Genomic DNA, 17,538 nt, shown 5'->3' with positions numbered 1-17,538 from the left:
CTTACACCTTCGACACAAGAGGACGGCCAAGCAGGCCTTGAGGCCGAAAGACCAGAACAAGAACGAGCAGCGAGAAGCTGAAAACGTCTTTGTAATCCGAGTTGACCAACCCCGAGAACAGCGACTCGGAGATCCCGAGAATGATCCCTCCCAGCATGGCGCCGGGCAGTGAGCCGATCCCGCCGAGCACTGCCGCAGTGAACGCCTTGATCCCGATGACGAAGCCTGCGTAGAAGTCGAACGTGCCGTAGTTCATGGTGATCAGCACACCGGCCAGGGCCGCCATCGCCGCACCGATGATGAACACGTAGGAAATCACCCGATCGGTGTTGATCCCCAGGATCGAAGCCATCTTGCGGTCTTGCTGGGTGGCGCGGCACATGCGGCCGAGTTTGGTGTACTTGATGACATAGGTCAGCAAGCCCATGCCGACGAATGCGGCAACCAGAATGAAGATTTTGGTGTAGGTGAGTTGAACGAAGCCGCTCCCGACTTCAACTCGCCATGCACCGGTCAGCAGTGTTGGTACACCCTGTTGACGGGCACCCTGACTGATCTGTGCATAGTTTTGCAGGATCAGGGAAATACCGATGGCGCTGATCAGCGGTGCCAGTCGGGTGGAGTTGCGCAGCGGTTTGTAAGCGACACGCTCAATGACCCAGCCATACACCGCGGTGACGATGATGGTGAAAACCAGGGTGCCGAGCATCAGCAGCGGGAAGGATTCAATACCGAAGTAAGCCAGCAGAGCCAGACTGATCGCCGCGAGGTACGCAGAGATCATATAAACCTCGCCATGGGCGAAGTTGATCATGCCGATGATGCCATAGACCATTGTGTAGCCGATGGCGATCAGGCCATAGACCGACCCGAGGGTCAGGCCGTTGACCAGTTGCTGCAGGAAAATACCATCCATAACGCAATCTCACGCACTTGAGAGACTGCACAGAAGCCGGGTGCGACGGACCGGGGTTCAGCCGCCGGCGCAACTCGGTTGTGTGCAGCTCTACGAGAAAAGACAGGTACTGCACGGACATGTTTCAGGACTGCCCGGCGCGCAAGGCGCCGGGCAGATCAACCGCTCATATCACTTCTGTTTTTCCAGCTGGTGGTATTTGCCGTCCTTGTCCCACTTGTAAACCACGTAGTCGGAGACTTTCAGGTCGCCCTTGCTGTCCCAGGTCTTCTCGCCCATGACGGTCTTGACCGGGTTGGCTTTCAGCCATTTGGCAGCGTCCTCGCCCTTGTTGGATTTGGCGCCATTGAACGCTGCGGCCAGGGTCTGGACCGAAGCGTAAGCGTACAGGGTGTAGCCTTCAGGTTCGGTGCCGGCCTTGCGGAAGGCGTCTACCACGGTCTTGCTGTCTGGCAGCAGACGTGGGTCGGCGCCGAAGGTCATCAGTACGCCATCAACGTTCTGTGGGCCACCGGCGGTGGTCACCAGTTCGTCAGTCACGATGCCGTCATCGGACATGAACTTGACGTCTTTGAGGCCCTGTTCACGCAGTTGCCGAACCAGTGGACCGGCTTCCGGGTGCAAGCCGCCGAAGTAGACGACGTCGGCACCGGCCGCACGGATCTTGGTGACGACGGCGCTGAAGTCTTTCTCGCCGCGAGTCAGGCCTTCATACAGCACTGGCGTTACGCCACGCTTGATCAGTTGAGCCTTGGTGGCATCTGCCAAGCCTTGGCCATAGGTGTCCTTGTCGTGCAGCACGGCGACTTTCTTGCCCTTGAGCACGTCGACGATATAGTCGCCAGCCACGATACCTTGCTGGTCGTCACGCCCGCACATGCGGAACATGGCACTCAGGCCGCGCTCGGTCACCTTGGGGTTGGTGGAACCTGGGGTGATCGTGATGATGCCGGCTTCATCGTAGATCTCGGAGGCAGGGATGGTCGACGAGGAGCAGAAGTGACCTACCACACCAACGACTTTCTTTTCAGTCAGGTCTTTGGCGACCGTCACAGCCTGCTTCGGCTCGCAGGCGTCATCGCCTTTGACCAGTACGATTTTTTCCCCGTTGACACCGCCGGCGGCGTTGACCGCATCAGCGGCTGCCTGTGCACCCTTCATGTACTGCTCGCCAAATGCCGCGTTGGCGCCTGTCATAGGGCCGGCCACACCGATTTTCACATCAGCCTGTGCAAACGCAGAAACACCCAACGCAGCTGCCACTGCGAGGGCCAGAAAGCCTTTCTTGTAAAACGTCTGGGACATGAGGTGGTGCTCCAAGGTTTTTTTTAGTTGGCACTGCGACTTCACTGAATGCTCAGAGCAAGGGCCGTGCCATCGGTTTTTTATTCTGAAAAAAGTCGCTGCTTTCTTGTTATTTCGACTGTTTCGATCCCATTTTCATTGGGCGTGCAACCGTCTAAACCGCGGGAGGTGAAACCATTTATTTCAAAAGGCGCAACCCGCATGCGCCATCATTGCAACCGCAGCGCCAAACGATGTGCAACCTGCCTGTAACAGCCCGCGTCACCGAACTGCACACTGCTGGTGCGCAACTGCTACAACCCGCACCATTACAGGCTAGCCGCTTCGCTGAAAAGCGCTGCTTCCAGCAACATATTTCAACAATCAGATCACGATCCGCAGGCACTGGCCCGCGTGATACAGCGAAAAACCGGCCTCATACAGGCAGCTTCGCAGCCCCACGCCCGCCAATGGCTGCATGGGTGCGAAGGGAATCGGCAGGGCTTGAGGATTTCCGTTACACAAGTAGTCGGCGAAGGCTTTGCCGACCACTGTGCCGGTGGTCACGCCTCGACCGTTGTAACCAGTAACGGCCACCAGACCCGGTGCCGGCTCGAACAGGCGCATCAAATGATCGGGGGTGAAGGCGATGCAACCGGTCCAGGTGCATTCCCATTCCACCGGTTTCAGGTAGGGGAAGTAATGCTGCTGAACCCGATCGGCCCAGGCTTTGAGGAACCAGGTCGGTTTCTGGTTGCCATTGCCGAGACTGCCGAGCAACAACCGCCCCTCGGCATCACGACGGATGCTGCTGAGCACTTGCCGGGTGTCCCAGGAACCCTGACCACCGGGCAGAATTTGCTGCGCGGCGTCTTCGGTCAGCGGCACCGAAGCCACTTGATAGTAATAACCGGGGAAGAAGTTGCGACGCAGCTCCGTCCAGTCGCCTTCGGTATAGGCATTGGAGGCGATCACCACCTGTTCGGCCAGCACCGAACCCCGGGCGGTCTGCACCGACCAGCGCTGGCCCTGACGTTCGAGTCGGGTCACCGGGGAATGATCGAACAACTGACCGCCAAGGCCGATAGCCGCGTTGGCCAGCCCCGTGGTGTAGGCCATCGGGTTGATCGTGCCGGCACGCCGGTCGAGCAGCGCGGCGGCGATCTTCCGGGTGCCCGTGGCTTGTTCGCAGGCAGCTCCGGTCAACAATTCCACCGGTGCCCCACGACGTTTCCATTGTTCTTCGCGACTGCGCAGGTCCGCCTCGCCACGCGCGTTGTGCGCCATGTGCAGCGTGCCTTCGCGGCGCAACTGGCAATCGATGTTGTATTTGTCGACCAGGCTGAACACCAGCGACGGCGCGGCTCCGAGCATACGGTTGAGCTGACTGCCGACCGCCTTGCCAAAACCGGCTTCGATTTCGTCCGGAGGAATCCACATCCCCGCGTTGACCAGCCCGACGTTACGCCCCGACCCGCCATGGCCGGCGCGATGCGCTTCCAGCACACAGACACTTTTGCCTTGCTCCAGCAGATGCACCGCCGCCGACAGCCCGGTGAAACCGGCACCGATGACGCAGACATCCACCGTCACCTCACCCTTGAGCGCCGCATTGTCGGGCCTTTGCGGCGTCAGTTTTTCCCACAGACACTCTTCGCGTAACGGCATTGCCAGACTCCGAAAATGAAACCTAACCAACACACCATCGATCGTTCCCGCGCAGAGCGTGGGAACGATCGATCAACAGCTTGTCGCTTGCTGCTTAATCGAACGTAATCCCCTGAGCCAACGGCAATTCCAGCGAATAGTTCACGGTGTTGGTCTGGCGGCGCATGTACCCGCGCCATGCATCGGAGCCCGACTCACGACCGCCGCCCGTTTCCTTCTCGCCGCCGAACGCGCCGCCGATTTCCGCGCCGCTCGGGCCGATGTTGACGTTGGCAATGCCGCAATCGCTGCCCACCGCCGACATGAACCGCTCGGCTTCACGCACGTCGGTGGTGAAGATGCACGACGACAGGCCTTGTGGCACGGCGTTGTTCAGGCGCAATGCCTCTTCGAAATCGGTGTAACCGATCACGTACAGAATTGGCGCGAAGGTTTCGTCGCGCACCACATCGCTTTGTTCCGGCATTTCGACGATGGCTGGTGAAACGTAGTAAGCGTTGGGGAATTTGTCTTCCAGCTGACGCTGGCCGCCAAACACCCGGCCGCCTTCGCTCAAGGCTTGCTCCAGCGCGTCCTGCATGTTGTCGAAGCTGTGTTTGTCGATCAGCGGCCCGATCAGGTTGCCTTCCAGTGGATGGCCGATGCGCACCTTGGAGTAAGCGGCTTTCAGGCGGGTGACGATTTCTTCTTTCACCGATTCGTGGGCAATCAGGCGACGCAAGGTGGTGCAACGCTGACCGGCAGTGCCGACGGCGCTAAACAGAATCGCCCGTACGGCCATGTCCAGATCGGCGCTTGGGCCGAGGATCATCGCGTTATTACCGCCCAGTTCCAGAATGCTACGCGCGAAACGTGCGGCGATTTTCGGCGCCACTTCGCGGCCCATGCGGGTGCTGCCGGTAGCGCTGATCAGCGCGACACGCGGGTCATCGACCAGGGCTTCGCCTGCATCGCGACCACCGATGATCACTTGGCTCAGGTGCGGCGGGGCGTCGCTGAAGTTCTTCAGGACACGGTCGAACAGCGCCTGACAGGCCAGCGCGGTCAGCGGGGTTTTCTCCGACGGCTTCCAGATCACCGGGTTGCCGCAGACCAGCGCCAGCGTCGCGTTCCAGGCCCAGACGGCGACCGGGAAGTTGAACGCGCTGATCACGCCGACGATGCCCAGCGGGTGCCAGGTTTCGCGCATGTGGTGGCCAGGGCGCTCGGAGGCGATGGTCAAACCGTACAACTGACGGGACAGACCGACCGCGAAGTCGCAGATGTCGATCATTTCCTGAACTTCACCCAGGCCTTCCTGAGTGATCTTGCCGGCTTCCCAGGAAACCAGCTCACCGAGATCGGCCTTGTACTCGCGCAGGATGTCGCCCAATTGACGAACCAGTTCGCCACGGCGCGGCGCCGGCACCTTGCGCCACAATTCGAACGCATGATCTGCGCGACTGATGTGCTGCTCGACTTCAGCGGCGCCTTCCCAGTTCACGGCGGCAATCCGACTACCGTCGATGGGCGAATGCACCGGCACTTTGCCGTTCTGGTACAGGGCCGGGTTCACACCAAGACGATCAAGCAATGCGGCAACCATGGGTCACTCCTCGAGCAGAAACAGAAAACGTGCAGCCGGATTAATTCGACTGATCTGACCTGTAGTTTTAGCGCTCCCGAGGTTCTCCAACAAACGACGATTAAGCGAGATATCATTCCGTTTATTCATGCTGCGAATCTGCCGGTAACACGCGTGCCGCGTAGAGAGACAAGAACAAGGAGAACCGATGCTGAATAAACGCTACTTGCCGTCGATCACTGCGCTGCAGTGTTTCGAGGCCGTGACCCGGCATTTGAGCTTCACCCGCGCCGCCGAAGAGCTGAACCTGACCCAGAGCGCCGTGAGCAAACAGGTCGCGCAACTCGAAGAGTTGTTGCAGCATCTGTTGTTCCGCCGGGTGCGCCGACGCCTGCAAATGACCCCCGCTGGCGATTTGTATTTGGTGGAGGTGCGAAAAATCCTCACCCAAGTCGAAATGTCGACCCATTACCTGCGTTCCTACGGCGGAGACACCGAAGTCTTGCGCGTCTCCACGCCTCCGACCTTCGGCGCGCGCTGGCTGGTGCCACGCTTGAAAGGCTGGCGCCTGCGTCATCCGTCAATCCATCTGGACCTGTGCAGCGAACAGGAAGCCGACGACCTGCTGCAAGGTCGCAGCGACCTGGCGTTCTACTTCGGCCAGGGCTCACGGCCCGGCACCGAATGCCTGAAGCTGTTCGGCGAAGAGCTTGTTCCTGTGTGCGCCCCGGGCAGTCTGCCGGACACGCCGTTCACCGATCCGACCCAACTCACCGACCTGGTCCTGCTGCAAAACGCTTCCCGCCCCCAGGCCTGGCACGATTGGTTCGACAGCCAGGGCTACCACACCGAACACAGCTACCACGGCCCGCGTTTCGAAACGTTCTATATGTGCATCCGCGCCGCCCAGGTCGGCTGCGGCGTGGCGCTGTTGCCGAAGTTTCTGGTGGAAGAGGAATTGGCCGACGGCAAACTGGTCATTCCCTGGCAGCATGCAATGCCCAGCACCGACGCCTATTACCTGGCGTATCCGGAGCACTCGGCGGAAGTGCCCAAGGTGCGGGATTTTGTGAAGTGGATGCTGGAGCGGATAAACAATCCGGATGCCTCACAGATTTGAAGACTCACAAAAATCTGTGGTCAAGAACAATATCTGTGGCGAGGGAGCTTGCTCCCGCTCGGCTGCGAAGCGGTCGCAAAACGGTAAATGCATTCCTCCAGATCGAATGCATCGGCTGTAGTCAGGGGCGCTTCGCCCCCCAGCGGGAGCAAGCTCCCTCGCCACGGAAATCTCTAGCGTCTAAAAAATTGCTGGCAATCCTCACCGCTGATATGCGCCACTAGCCCCATTCATTGAAACAGCTGCAACGTCGCTGCCACGGGCCGCGACCCGCCTGGAGACCCGTTATGAGCGAGAGTGTGTTTGCCGATCGCATCGTGCAGAACCTGCTCGACACCGACTTCTACAAACTGACGATGATGCAGGCGGTGCTGCACAACTACCCTAACGTGGAAGTCGAATGGGAGTTTCGTTGCCGTAACAGCGAGGATCTGCGCCCGTACCTGGCGGAGATCCGTTTCCAGATCGAGCGTCTGGCCGAGTTGAGCCTGAGCGCCGATCAGCTGAGCTTCCTGGAGCGCATCAGCTTCCTGAAACCGGACTTCCTGCGCTTTCTCGGGCTGTTCCGTTTCAATCTGCGCTATATCCACACCGGCATTGAAAACGGCGAGTTGTTCATCCGCCTGCGCGGGCCGTGGCTGCACGTGATTCTGTTCGAAGTGCCGTTGCTGGCCATGGTCAGCGAAGTGCGCAACCGCTATCGCTACCGGGAAATCGTCCTGGAACAGGCCCGTGAGCAGCTCTATCGCAAGTTCGACTGGTTGACCGCCAACGCCAGCACCGATGAATTGTCCGAGTTGCAGGTAGCCGATTTCGGCACTCGCCGGCGCTTCTCGTATCGCGTGCAGGAAGAAGTGGTAAACGTGCTCAAGCACGACTTCCCTGGTCGTTTCGTCGGCACCAGCAACGTGCACCTGTCCCGCGAGCTGGATATGAAGCCGCTGGGCACCATGGCCCACGAATGGATCATGGCCCACCAGCAACTCGGTCCGCGGTTGATCGACAGCCAGATCGCCGCCCTCGACTGCTGGGTCCGCGAGTACCGTGGCCTGCTGGGGATCGCCCTGACCGACTGCATCACTTCCGATGCGTTTCTCGGCGATTTCGACCTGTTCTTTGCCAAGCTCTTCGACGGCTTGCGTCACGACTCCGGTGACCCGGTGCTCTGGGCGGAAAAGGCCATCGCCCACTATCACAAGCTGGGCATCGACCCGATGAGCAAGACCCTGGTGTTTTCCGACAGCCTGACGTTGCCCAAGTCTCTGGAGATTTTTCGGGCGTTACGTGGTCGGATCAATGTCAGTTTCGGCATCGGCACTAACCTGACCTGCGATATTCCGGGTGTCGAACCGATGAGCATCGTGCTTAAAATGACTGCATGCAACGGCCAACCGGTGGCCAAGATTTCTGATGAGCCTGGCAAGACTCACTGCAAAGACCCGAATTTCGTCGCCTATTTGCGACACGTTTTCCAAGTACCTGCCACCCTTTCCAGTACATCAAGCAAGGAGTGAATTCATGCAAGCCGTACAGCGTGAGATTGCTGAACAGCTCAAGGTCCAACCGCCGTTCGTGGATCAACTCGCCCTTGAGGCTGAAGTCGCCCGGCGAATCACCTTCATTCAGGATTGCCTGGTCAATTCCGGGCTCAAGACCCTGGTGCTCGGTATCAGCGGCGGCGTCGATTCCCTGACCGCCGGCCTACTGGCCCAACGCGCCATCCGTGAACTGCGTGAGCGTACCGGTGATAACAGCTACAAGTTCATCGCCGTGCGCCTGCCGTACCAGACGCAGTTCGATGAACACGATGCCCAGGCCTCGGTGGACTTCATCGCCCCGGACGAACGCCACACGGTGAACATCGGCCCCGCAGTCAAATCCCTGGCCGGCGAAGTGGCAGCCTTCGAAGGCAAAGAGGCCGTCTGGGTGGATTTCGTATTGGGCAATACCAAGGCGCGGATGCGCATGGTCGCGCAATACACCATCGCCGGTGCGGCTCATGGCCTGGTGATCGGCACCGACCACGCGGCAGAAGCCGTGATGGGTTTCTTCACCAAGTTCGGTGACGGCGCCTGCGACCTCGCACCGCTGAGCGGCCTGGTGAAAAACCAGGTCCGGGCGATTGCCCGCAGCTTCGGCGCGCCAGAGTCGCTGGTGGAGAAAATCCCGACCGCCGACCTCGAAGACCTGTCGCCGGGCAAACCGGACGAAGCGTCCCACGGCGTGACCTACGCCGAGATCGACGCCTTCCTGCACGGCGAACCGGTGCGCGAGGAAGCGTTCAAGATCATTTGTGATACGTACAAGAAAACACATCACAAGCGTGTGATGCCGTTCGCGCCTTGATTCTGTCCCCTGTAGAAATGAGCACAAAAAAAGCGTCCCGGGTGGACGCTTTTTTTATGCGTTTGAATCGATTACTTCAGTGTAACCGTGCCTTTCATCATCGAGATGTGGCCCGGGAACGAGCAGAAGAAGCCGTATTTTTCGGCTGCATTGAGCTTCGACACATCGATGGTCAGAGAGTCCTTTTCGCCAGCGCCGATGACTTTGGTGTGAGCGATGACACGGGTATCACCTTCTTTCAGGTAATTCTTGTCGATGCCAGCCGACAGGCCGTCGGTGGCGATCGGCTGCATGTCAGCCTCTTTGCTGATCACCAGGTTATGGCCCATGACGTTTTTCGGCAGGCTGCCGGAGTGGGTCAGTTCAACGGTGAAGGTCTTGCAGCTTTTGTCGATTTCAATGGCCTTGGTGTTGAAGGACATCTGATCGGTGGAGTCGATGGTCGTTTTGCACTCGGCAGCCATCAATTGGCTGCTGGCCAGTGTCAGCAGGGATACCGCAACAAGTTTGGCAAACATGGTGAATCTCCAAGGCAGGGTTAACGAAAGTGCGAATGGACAGAAGACTGCCTGAAATCTTCGCAAGTTCCTATGACCTGAATCAAAAATTGTATACAACTTTCGGGCTATGACCCCCATCGAAACAATCTACCAGCCAGACGTCTGGGACGGCCCTATCATCAGGGCCATCATTACTCACCTGGAGCGCCTGTCATGTCTTTCAGCAGCTTGTTGAGCAGTTTGTTGGCCGCCTACGCCTGTGGCGCCAGTGGCACTTACGAAACACCTGAACGCGCGGTTTAACCCTTGGAACGATGCGAGCCTGCCTTTACTCTGTGGTCCTGATTGACCATGGAGCAAGGCATGTCTTTAACGTCCGTTTGTGTATTTTGCGGTGCCAGCACCGGCACCAATCCGGCTTATCGTGAGGCGGCTGTCGCCCTGGGGCGAGCATTGGCCGAGCGCAAGCTGACCCTGGTCTATGGCGGGGGCGCCGTCGGGCTGATGGGAATTGTGGCAGATGCCGCACTGGCGGCCGGTGGCGAAGTGATCGGGATCATTCCGCAGAGCCTCAAGGACAAGGAAATCGGCCACAGCGGCCTGACCCGCCTGGAAGTGGTCGACGGCATGCATGCGCGCAAGGCGCGAATGGCCGAGCTCAGCGATGCCTTCATTGCCCTGCCCGGCGGTCTGGGCACGCTGGAAGAGCTGTTCGAAGTCTGGACCTGGGGCCAGCTCGGTTATCACGGCAAACCGCTGGGTTTGCTGGAAGTGAACGGTTTCTACAGCAAGTTGACGTCTTTTCTCGATCATATCGTCGGCGAAGGCTTCGTTCGCGGGCAGCACCGTGACATGCTGCAAATGAGCGAATCACCGCAAACCCTGCTCGATGCACTGGACGCCTGGCAACCCTCGGTACCGCCAAAATGGACCGAGCAAAAACCCAGCTAACGGCTCGGTGCCGATACAAGGCAGAATATGCGCCGCTCAACCTCACCTTCGACCCCAGAGGATCGCCCATGGCTAAACCTAATTATTCCTTCGCCAAACGTCAGAGAGACTTGGCCAAGGAGCAGAAGAAAGAGGAAAAGCTTCAGCGCAAGAAAGCTACAGCTGAAGAAGAAGCAGCAGCACTGAACCCGGATGCAGAAGGTGAAGTGGCGGCAGAAGATGATGTTGAAGCACCGAAAGATCAGGCGCCCGACGCCTGAGACCCTCAGGGCCCGATGATCTGATCAGGCCCACCGGATCTGTGTCCAGGGTCAGCAACGATGTTGCTGGCCCTCACAGGCCAATTTGAAACCCTCCTCCAAAAAACACATTCCCGCATGGGGTCTGCGCTATTCCAATGGCATCACTGTCACCCGAACTTCGGGATCATGGCTGCCACCGCCCAGAATCACCCCGCGCAACGGCGACACATCGGAAAAGTCTCGGCCCCAGGCCAGGGTGATGTGCTCCAGCGCCGGTTGCACATTGTTGGTCGGGTCAAAATCCACCCAACCCAGCACCGGGCAAAACACCGACACCCACGCATGCGACGCATCGGCGCCGATCAGCCGCGGCTGGCCCGGTGGGGGCTGTGTCAGCAGATAGCCGCTGATATACCGCGCCGCCAACCCACGGGAGCGCAGGCACGCGAGCATCAAATGCGCGAAGTCCTGGCAAACCCCACGACGCCTCTCCAGCACTTCCACCAACGGCGTCGCCACTTGGGTCGCCTCGGCGTCGAAGGTGAACTCGCTGAAGATCTTCTCCATCAACGCTTGAACACCCAGCAGCAATGGCCGGCCAGCAGGAAAGCAACTTTCGGAGAACTCGACGAAACTGCGTTTCAAATGCACGTAGGGCGATTCGAAGCGGTAACGGCAGGCTTCCAGCAACGCAGGCGAGAGTGGCTGACCGCTGTAGGTCAGCGCGTTGCAGGTCGCTTCCCAGGCCGGCGATTGATTGAAGTCCAGCGACGGCCGTTCCAGCACTTCGACGGTGAGCCGAGCGTTGACCAGCAATTCATCGTGGGGGCGCTCGAACGCCAACCGGGTCAGCGGATTGCCGAACACATCCAGCTCATCCCGGCGTGAAGTCGGCTGGGGACTGATCTGCAACTGCTGTTCGGTGCAGCGCTGCCAGGCACAGGCGCGCGGCCACAGATGCGCCAGTTGCTGGGCCAGGGACACCGGGCTGTCGTAGTGATAATGGGTGTCGTGGAAAATCTGGTAATGGGCACTCATCAGACGGACACCGTGCGCTGGCTGACATCATCGACATGGGCGAAATGGCGCAAGGCCAGGCGATCCGACACCTGTCCGCTGGCATCGGCGATCTCTTGCAGCAGATCCGCCAACCCCTCTATGGCGGCGTGAACACTGGCCTCGCCGAACAGCGAGTTCTCCAGGCAGCCCAGATCGAAGTGCGCCAACCGCTCCACCAACTGCAGCAGACCTGTTTCGCGCGGCGCGCCGAAGTCGTCGTTCAAGCGCTTCAACGTACGGGTCACCAGTTTCAACTGGAACAGCACCGCGTGCGGGTTTTGTTCATCGAGCAGCAACAGGTCAAGCACCGGGATCAATTGCGCCACCGCCAGGTACCGCGAGCGGTAGGTGATGCTGCTGTTACCCAGTTCCAGCAGCCATTCCAGCCCGGCCTGATCGAAAGCCCCGGCACCGCGCAAAAACGCCGCCAGACTGCCGCTGAGAAATTGCAGCCGTTCGATCCGCCGACCGATCATCAGGAAACGCCAGCCTTCGTCCCGGGTCATGTCGTCGAGGGCAAAGCCGGACAGCGCCGCCAGCGACATTACCAACCGGTTGAGGAAGTCCAGCAACTCGCCGAAATCCGGCTCTTCGGTTTCCAGCTCCATGGCCTCGCGCTGCAACTCCACCAGCGCTTGCCAGTTCTCTCGCGAGAGCTTGCCGCGTACTTGCGACGCCGCCCACTGCAAACGCTGCAGATTGGAGCGCAGGCTGAACGGCCAATCATCGCCGAGCAGCGCCGCCAGCAATCGTTCCGGCAACTCACCCTCCTCCGGCAACAGATTCAGGCGTTCACCGAGATCGACCGCCGCCTCCAGGGCTTGCGGGTCATCGCCATCGACATAGCGCGCGAGCATGACCCGCAGCAGCCGCGCGCTGTCATCGCAGCGCTCGCAATAACGGCCGAACCAGAACAGGTTCTCGACCACCCGCGATGGCAGATACGGATCACGACGTACCAGATCGTGAACGCCAATGTTGCGCTGGGCTTTCCATTGTTCGCCGCTGGGTGGGCGATCGCCCAACACCCAGGTGTCTTTGCTCGCGCCGCCGCGTTGCATCGACACCGCTTCGGCATCGGCCTCGGCGGCAACCCGGGTCAGGCCACCGGGCAGCACTCGATAACCCTCCCGACTGGCCACCGCATACACACGCATGCCGATGGCTCGCGGTTGCAACTGTCCGCCTTCGGCCTGCCAGATCGGCGCCTGGGACAGTTGCGCCAATTCTTGCGCAACATAGGCATAAGGCCGTGCCTGCATGCGCTCAGCCAGAGCCTGGCGCTGTTTTTCACTCAAATCACGCCCAAACACCGGTGCAAAGCTCTGCGACGGAAACGCCGGCTTGATCAACAGTTCCGGCAGTTTTTCCAGGGCCTGGGCCAGCACCGGCGCTTCGCCGCACCACCAAGTTGCGATGGACGGCAGGATCAACTCTTCGCCGAACAGGAATTGATTGATTTTCGGCAGGAAGCCCAGCAAACCCGGCGACTCCAGCACACCGCTGCCGAGGGCGTTGGCCACCAGCACCCGGCCCTGACGCACCGCTTCGAGCAGCCCTGGCACGCCAAGGGCCGAGTCGGTGCGCAGCTCCAGCGGGTCGCAGAAATCATCGTCGAGCCGACGCATGATCGCGTGAACCCGGCGCAACCCGCTCAAGGTTTTCAGATAGACCGTGGCATCGCGCACGGTCAGATCACCGCCCTCCACCAGTGGATAACCGAGCTGACGAGCCAGGTACAAGTGCTCGAAATAGCTTTCGTTGAAACGCCCCGGTGTCAGCAGGACCACCAGCGGCGCTTCATCGTCGCTCGGCGCCTGCCGGGCGAGTGTTTCCTGAAGTGTGCGGAAGAACCCGGCCAGGTGCCGCACCTTCAAGTCGCGATACAACTCGGGGAAGGCCCGGGACACGATGGTGCGGTTTTCCAGGGCGTAACCGGCACCGGAGGGTGCTTGAGTCCGGTCGGCGGTCACCCACCAGCGACCGTCAGGCGTGCGCGCCAAATCCACGGCATACAGATGCAGAAAGGCCCCGTCGGGCGGTGCGATGCCCTGGCAAGGCCAGAGGAAGTTGTTATGACCGAACACCAGTTCAGCCGGCAGCAGGCCTTCGGCGATCAAGCGTTGAGGACCGTACAGGTCCGCCAGCACAGCATTGAGCAAACGCGCCCGTTGAGCGATCCCGGCCGAAAGCTGCTGCCACTCATCGGCTGCAATCACATGAGGCAACAAATCCAGCTCCCATGGCCGATCAGCGCCCTTGGGGTCGGCGTAGACGTTGTAGGTCACGCCGTTTTCCTGAATCTGTCGGGTCAGCAGCGCCTGACGCTGCACCAGTTGCGCTGGCGTGCTGCGTTGCAATTGATCGAACAGCCGCCGCCAGTGCGGGCGCACGGCGCCGCTGTTGTCGAGCAGTTCGTGATAGGTGCCCGCAGTCAACGGGTAGCGGTCAAGCAGGTCAGGCATGGAAAGCTCGGCAGACAGCAAAGAACGGTCAGACTAACGCAGGCTCATGACGCCCGGATAGACGAAAAATCCGAGCGTCGCGTACGGTTTAAAAGCGTCGCAAATCGAGTGTCATCGGCAGCTCGTCGTTGATTTCCAGTTTCGGTACAGGAAGTTTCCCAGGCGTGTGTCCGATGCGGAAGAAACGCGCCATCCGCCGGCTCTCGGCTTCATTGGCGTTCACCGGCAGGCTGTCGTAGTTGCGCCCGCCCGGATGGGCGACGTGGTACTGACAACCACCCAGCGAACGCCCCATCCAGGTGTCGAGCAAGTCGAACACCAGCGGTGCGTGGACCGGGATAGTCGGTTGCAGACAGTTGTACGGTTGCCAGGCACGGAAACGTACACCGGCGACGAACTCGCCGACCCGACCGGTAGGTTGCAACGGCACCGGGATGCCATTGCAGGTCAGCAGATAACGTTGCGGCGGCAACCCCGTCAGCTTGACCTGCAAACGTTCCAGGGACGAATCCACATAACGCACCGTACCGCCCGCGCTGCCCTCTTCGCCCAACACATGCCAGGGCTCCAGCGCCTGACGCAATTCCAGTTCGATACCGCTGACGGCGTAGTCGCCGACCTTGGGAAAACGGAACTCCAGATGCGCCGCGAACCACTCTGCCTGCACCGGATAACCGGCGGCATTCAGGTCGACGATTACATCGGCGAAATCCTGCTCGATAAAGTGCGGCAGCAAGAACCGGTCGTGCAGTTCGGTGCCCCAGCGCGCCAGTTTCGGCGGTGCATAAGGCTCGCGCCAGAACCGCGCCACCAGCGCCCGCAACAACAACTGCTGAGCCAGGCTCATGCGCGCATGGGGCGGCATTTCAAAGGCTCGCAGTTCCAGCAAGCCAAGGCGTCCGGTGGCGCCGTCCGGTGAATAGAGTTTGTCGATGCAGAACTCGGCGCGGTGGGTGTTGCCGGTCACGTCGATCAGCAAATTGCGCAACAAGCGATCCACCAGCCATGGTGGGCATTCTTCGCCCGGCTCCGGCATCTGGGCGAAGGCGATTTCCAGTTCATACAGCGAATCGTTGCGCGCTTCGTCCACCCGCGGTGCCTGGGATGTCGGGCCGATGAACAGCCCGGAAAACAGGTAGGACAAGGACGGGTGGTTATGCCAGTAGCTGATCAGGCTGCGCAGCAGGTCGGGACGGCGCAGAAACGGTGAGTCAGCCGGGGTCGCCCCCCCCAGGACGAAATGGTTACCGCCGCCGGTGCCGGTGTGCCGGCCGTCGATCATGAATTTCTCGGTGGTCAGCCGGGTCTGGCGCGCCTCTTCGTAAAGAAACTCGGTACGTTCCACCAACTCGTCCCAGGTAGCGGACGGCTGGACGTTGACCTCGATCACGCCCGGATCCGGGGTAATGCGAAAGTTGCTCAGACGCGGATCGCTCGGCGGTTCATAGCCTTCCAGCAATACCGGGCAATGCAGTTCCTCGGCGGTGGCTTCGATGGCGGCGACCAGTTCCAGGTAGTCCTCGACCCGCTCCAGTGGCGGCATGAACAGGTACAACCGACCTTCACGTGCTTCGGCGCAGAACGCGGTGCGGGTCAGCCAGTCGGCGGACTGGTCGATCTCGGGCACACGTTCGTCGGCCGTTTTCGGTTGAGCGTGATTCCGTAGCTGATCGGTGTCCGGTAGCGCCGGGAAATCCTGATTCGGGTCCGTGGGATGAATGAATGGGTACTCCGCAGCTTTCACCCAAGGCTGCGAACCGAGCGGCAAGCGATAACCCAGTGGCGAATCCCCCGGCACCAACCGGCAGTGTTCCTCGCGCAGGTACCAGCGACCGCTCTGCCATTGATCGCCCTTGGCGGTGCGCGCCAGCGGCAGGACCTGACCGATGACCTTGTCCAGGCCTTGGCTGAAGACTTTGCGCAGGCGCGCACGCTCCAGAGGTTCTTCCAGGCGTGAGTCTTCGGCGCTGACGTTCTGCGGCAACGTTCCTTCGCGCCAGAGGTAATAGAAATTGTCTTCGTAGGCCGGGAACACAAAGCGTGTCGGAATTTTCAAGCGTTCGGCGACACTCGCCAGGAAACGCCCGGCCAGTTCGCCATCGGCGCCGTAATCTTCCCGCTCGTCGGCAATCAGCGCGCTGTTGTGCCAGATCGGCACGCCATCGCGGCGCCAATAGCAGTTCAGCGACCAGCGCGGCAGTTGCTCGCCGGGGTACCACTTGCCCTGACCGAAATGCACCAGGCCCTTGGGCGCGTAATGCTTGCGCATGCGCTGGAACAGTTCGGCTGACAGCCGACGCTTGTCTGGCCCGAGCGCGGCGGTGTTCCACTCGGCGCCGTCCGGGTCATCAATGGAAACGAACGTCGGCTCGCCGCCCATGGTCAGGCGCACGTCACCCTCGAGCAAATCAGCATCGATCTGCCGGCCCAATGCCTGAATCGCCAGCCATTGGTCTTCGGTGTAGGGTTTGGTAACCCTTGGCGCTTCCCAAATCCGCTCGACCGACATTTCGTGGGTGAATTCGCACTCGCACGGTTCCACCAAACCACTGATTGGTGCCGCAGAGGATGGGTCGGGGCTGCACGCCAACGGAATGTGTCCTTCACCGGCAAACAACCCTGAGGTTGCGTCCAGGCCGATCCAGCCGGCACCGGGCAAATAGACTTCGCACCAGGCATGCAGGTCAGTGAAATCCACTTCGGTGCCCGAGGGACCGTCGAGGCTTTTGACGTCGGCGGTCAGCTGGATCAGGTAACCGGAGACGAATCGCGCCGCCAGGCCGAGGTTGCGCAGCAATTGCACCAGCAACCACGCCGAGTCGCGGCAGGAGCCGGAGGCCTGTTCGAGGGTGTATTCCGGAGTCTGTACGCCCGGCTCCATACGAATCAGGTAACCGATGTCTTCGCTCAGGCGCTGGTTGATCGCGACGAGGAAATCCACGCTGGGCAGCGGCGTGCGGTCGATGCCGTCCAGATAGGCCTTGAATGTCGGCGTCAGCGGCAAGGTTTCCAGGTACGGCGCCAGCTCTTTGCGCTCATCCGCTGCATAGGCGAAAGGGATCTTCTCGGCGTAGGGCTCGAGGAAGAAGTCGAAGGGATTGAAGACTGCCATCTCGGCCAGCAGGTCGACCTCGATCCTCAGTTCATCGGTTTTCTCCGGGAACACCAACCGCGCCAGGTAATTGCCCTGAGGGTCTTGTTGCCAGTTGATGAAATGCTGCTCGGGCGAGACTTTCAGCGCATAGGACAGTATCCGCGTGCGGCTGTGGGCAGCCGGGCGCAGGCGAACGATCTGCGGACCGAGCTCGACGGCGCGGTCGTAGCGGTAATGCGTGACGTGATGCAATGCGACATGAATCGACACGGCGTGCCTCCTGCGAGCCTTAAACTTATAGGAAAGCGCGCAAGACTTATGCCAGCCAG

The 17,538-nt window shown here is 60.3% G+C and carries 13 protein-coding genes; 5 read left to right on the top strand and 8 right to left on the bottom strand.

The window, feature by feature from the left end; translation table 11 throughout:
* Position 1: 1 nt before the first annotated feature.
* The 4 genes from FFH90_RS03825 to FFH90_RS03810 form a co-directional block, all read right to left on the bottom strand.
* The gene (locus tag FFH90_RS03825; RefSeq protein WP_007939055.1) at positions 2–916 is read right to left on the bottom strand and encodes a branched-chain amino acid ABC transporter permease; all 915 of its coding nucleotides are present in this window, start codon (positions 914–916) and stop codon (positions 2–4) included.
* 171 nt (positions 917–1,087) lie between these two features.
* Positions 1,088–2,221, bottom strand: a complete 1,134-nt coding sequence (locus FFH90_RS03820) for a branched-chain amino acid ABC transporter substrate-binding protein (protein WP_018928479.1) — start codon at positions 2,219–2,221, stop codon at positions 1,088–1,090.
* Positions 2,222–2,584: 363 nt separating this feature from the next.
* Complete coding sequence (locus FFH90_RS03815) at positions 2,585–3,868, bottom strand: FAD-binding oxidoreductase (RefSeq protein WP_111455417.1); 1,284 nt, start codon at positions 3,866–3,868, stop codon at positions 2,585–2,587.
* Between the two features lie 94 nt (positions 3,869–3,962).
* Positions 3,963–5,453 carry an aldehyde dehydrogenase family protein gene (locus FFH90_RS03810; protein ID WP_018928481.1) on the bottom strand — a complete coding sequence of 497 codons (1,491 nt, stop codon included), beginning with the start codon at positions 5,451–5,453 and terminating at the stop codon, positions 3,963–3,965.
* Between the two features lie 187 nt (positions 5,454–5,640).
* Here FFH90_RS03810 and FFH90_RS03805 point away from each other — a divergent pair, with 187 nt between their 5' ends.
* The 3 genes from FFH90_RS03805 to nadE all read left to right on the top strand — a co-directional run bounded on the left by FFH90_RS03805 (position 5,641) and on the right by nadE (position 8,898).
* Positions 5,641–6,552 (top strand): LysR family transcriptional regulator, encoded by a 912-nt coding sequence (locus FFH90_RS03805; protein ID WP_111455418.1) that lies wholly within the window; start codon positions 5,641–5,643, stop codon positions 6,550–6,552.
* 287 nt (positions 6,553–6,839) lie between these two features.
* Positions 6,840–8,066: a nicotinate phosphoribosyltransferase gene (gene pncB, locus FFH90_RS03800; protein WP_019650677.1), complete on the top strand. Its 1,227-nt coding sequence runs from the start codon at positions 6,840–6,842 to the stop codon at positions 8,064–8,066.
* A 4-nt stretch (positions 8,067–8,070) separates the two neighbouring features.
* Complete coding sequence (gene nadE, locus FFH90_RS03795) at positions 8,071–8,898, top strand: ammonia-dependent NAD(+) synthetase (RefSeq protein WP_018928484.1); 828 nt, start codon at positions 8,071–8,073, stop codon at positions 8,896–8,898.
* A 71-nt stretch (positions 8,899–8,969) separates the two neighbouring features.
* Here the strand turns inward: nadE and azu are convergent, their stop codons facing one another.
* Positions 8,970–9,416 (bottom strand): azurin, encoded by a 447-nt coding sequence (gene azu / locus FFH90_RS03790; protein ID WP_064616027.1) that lies wholly within the window; start codon positions 9,414–9,416, stop codon positions 8,970–8,972.
* Between the two features lie 345 nt (positions 9,417–9,761).
* On the opposite strand from azu, the gene FFH90_RS03785 reads away from it, so the two are divergent.
* Together FFH90_RS03785 and FFH90_RS03780 are read left to right on the top strand one after the other, a co-directional pair.
* Positions 9,762–10,349, top strand: coding sequence for a TIGR00730 family Rossman fold protein (locus FFH90_RS03785; protein ID WP_018928486.1), 588 nt, complete (start codon positions 9,762–9,764; stop codon positions 10,347–10,349).
* A gap of 68 nt (positions 10,350–10,417) precedes the next feature.
* On the top strand, positions 10,418–10,609 hold the full coding sequence (locus tag FFH90_RS03780; RefSeq protein WP_018928487.1) for a hypothetical protein: 192 nt from the start codon (positions 10,418–10,420) through the stop codon (positions 10,607–10,609).
* Positions 10,610–10,738: 129 nt separating this feature from the next.
* Here FFH90_RS03780 and FFH90_RS03775 read toward each other — a convergent pair whose 3' ends face one another.
* From FFH90_RS03775 to FFH90_RS03765, 3 genes are all read right to left on the bottom strand, one after another.
* Entirely contained in the window at positions 10,739–11,629 is an 891-nt protein-coding gene (locus tag FFH90_RS03775; RefSeq protein ID WP_019582213.1) for a transglutaminase family protein, read from the bottom strand.
* A complete protein-coding gene (locus tag FFH90_RS03770; protein ID WP_138866701.1) occupies positions 11,629–14,115 on the bottom strand; it encodes a circularly permuted type 2 ATP-grasp protein in 2,487 nt (828 codons plus the stop codon). The genes FFH90_RS03775 and FFH90_RS03770 overlap by 1 nt, the downstream gene beginning before the upstream one ends.
* A gap of 88 nt (positions 14,116–14,203) precedes the next feature.
* A complete protein-coding gene (locus FFH90_RS03765) occupies positions 14,204–17,479 on the bottom strand; it encodes a DUF2126 domain-containing protein (protein ID WP_138866700.1) in 3,276 nt (1,091 codons plus the stop codon).
* Positions 17,480–17,538 lie beyond the last annotated feature (59 nt).

The sequence above is a fragment of the Pseudomonas sp. ATCC 43928 genome, from assembly GCF_005938665.2.
Classification (GTDB): domain Bacteria; phylum Pseudomonadota; class Gammaproteobacteria; order Pseudomonadales; family Pseudomonadaceae; genus Aquipseudomonas.
This window is presented reverse-complemented; position numbering and strand designations above follow the sequence as displayed.

What these genes read in the sequence shown, in the direction of transcription:
- nadE (WP_018928484.1), top strand. Translation starts at nt 8,071, where the DNA reads ATGCAAGCCGTACAGCGTGAGATTGCTGAACAGCTCAAGGTCCAACCG.
- FFH90_RS03775 (WP_019582213.1), bottom strand. Translation starts at nt 11,629, where the DNA reads ATGAGTGCCCATTACCAGATTTTCCACGACACCCATTATCACTACGAC.
- FFH90_RS03810 (WP_018928481.1), bottom strand. Translation starts at nt 5,453, where the DNA reads ATGGTTGCCGCATTGCTTGATCGTCTTGGTGTGAACCCGGCCCTGTAC.
- FFH90_RS03815 (WP_111455417.1), bottom strand. Translation starts at nt 3,868, where the DNA reads ATGCCGTTACGCGAAGAGTGTCTGTGGGAAAAACTGACGCCGCAAAGG.
- FFH90_RS03770 (WP_138866701.1), bottom strand. Translation starts at nt 14,115, where the DNA reads ATGCCTGACCTGCTTGACCGCTACCCGTTGACTGCGGGCACCTATCAC.
- FFH90_RS03805 (WP_111455418.1), top strand. Translation starts at nt 5,641, where the DNA reads ATGCTGAATAAACGCTACTTGCCGTCGATCACTGCGCTGCAGTGTTTC.
- FFH90_RS03820 (WP_018928479.1), bottom strand. Translation starts at nt 2,221, where the DNA reads ATGTCCCAGACGTTTTACAAGAAAGGCTTTCTGGCCCTCGCAGTGGCA.
- pncB (WP_019650677.1), top strand. Translation starts at nt 6,840, where the DNA reads ATGAGCGAGAGTGTGTTTGCCGATCGCATCGTGCAGAACCTGCTCGAC.
- azu (WP_064616027.1), bottom strand. Translation starts at nt 9,416, where the DNA reads ATGTTTGCCAAACTTGTTGCGGTATCCCTGCTGACACTGGCCAGCAGC.
- FFH90_RS03825 (WP_007939055.1), bottom strand. Translation starts at nt 916, where the DNA reads ATGGATGGTATTTTCCTGCAGCAACTGGTCAACGGCCTGACCCTCGGG.
- FFH90_RS03780 (WP_018928487.1), top strand. Translation starts at nt 10,418, where the DNA reads ATGGCTAAACCTAATTATTCCTTCGCCAAACGTCAGAGAGACTTGGCC.
- FFH90_RS03785 (WP_018928486.1), top strand. Translation starts at nt 9,762, where the DNA reads ATGTCTTTAACGTCCGTTTGTGTATTTTGCGGTGCCAGCACCGGCACC.